Origin of the sequence: Paenarthrobacter sp. CCNWLY172, from assembly GCF_037402035.1 — a bacterium.
GTDB lineage: Bacteria > Actinomycetota > Actinomycetes > Actinomycetales > Micrococcaceae > Arthrobacter.
The window spans coordinates 1-1083 of record NZ_JBBEGB010000033.1 but is presented as its reverse complement, the minus strand read 5'-3'; the positions used below and the strand labels follow the sequence as shown (position 1 = coordinate 1083).

Below are 1083 nucleotides of genomic sequence, written 5' to 3'. Positions count from 1 at the left end.
TCAGCATTCGACGACGTTGACGGCGAGGCCGCCCATCGCGGTTTCCTTGTACTTATGGGACATGTCCTTGCCCGTTTCCCGCATGGTCACGATCACCTCATCCAGGGACACCCGGTGCGTCCCATCACCCCACAACGCCATCTTCGCCGCGTTGATAGCCTTCGCCGCCGCGATCGCGTTCCGCTCAATACACGGAATCTGCACCAACCCACCGATCGGATCACACGTCAGCCCCAGGTTGTGTTCCATCGCGATCTCCGCCGCGTTCTCCACCTGCCCCGGCGTACCACCCATCACCTCAGCCAACCCGGCAGCAGCCATCGACGACGCCGACCCCACCTCACCCTGGCAGCCCACCTCAGCCCCCGAAATGGAGGCCTGTTCCTTGTACAACACACCCACAGCACCGGCAGTGAGCAGGAACTTCACCACCACATCATCCCGATCCTCCTGGGAGGCCTGATCCATGCCCGGGGCATAATTCAACGCGTAATACAGCACCGCCGGAATGATCCCCGCAGCACCATTGGTCGGCGCCGTGACCACCCGGCCACCCGAGGCGTTCTCCTCATTGACGGCCAGGGCGATCAGGTTCACCCACTCCTGCCAATACTTCGGATCGTTCCGGTCCTTGTCCTCCTTCAGCAGCCGCTCCAACCAGTCAGGAGCACGACGCCGGACCCTCAACCCACCGGGCAACACACCCTCACGCTTCAAACTCGTTTCAACACAGGCTTCCATCACATGCCAGATATGCAGCAAACCCTCCCGGATCTCCTCCTCCGACCGGGACGCCCGCTCATTGATGAACATGATGTCGCTGATCCCCAAACCCTTGGACGCACACCGGCCCAACAACTCCGCCGCCGTCCGGAACGGCAACGGCAACTCCTTCTTCGACTCCTCCAACTCCTGCTGTGCAGCGTTCTCCTCACCCTCCCGGACAATGAACCCGCCACCGACCGAAAAGAACGTCGCCTCCCGCAAGGTGTTTCCCTCAGCGTCGGCCACGGCGAACTTCATCCCGTTCGTATGCCGCGGCAACACCGTCAACGGATGCAACACCATATCCTCCACCGCATA

The 1083-nt window shown here is 61.7% G+C and carries 1 protein-coding gene; it reads right to left on the bottom strand.

Going from position 1 to position 1083, the window contains the following annotated elements; all coding sequences use genetic code 11:
* Positions 1–1083 (bottom strand): L-serine ammonia-lyase (locus WBN73_RS21390; protein ID WP_337341288.1); only part of this gene is annotated, 1083 nt, incomplete at its 5' end.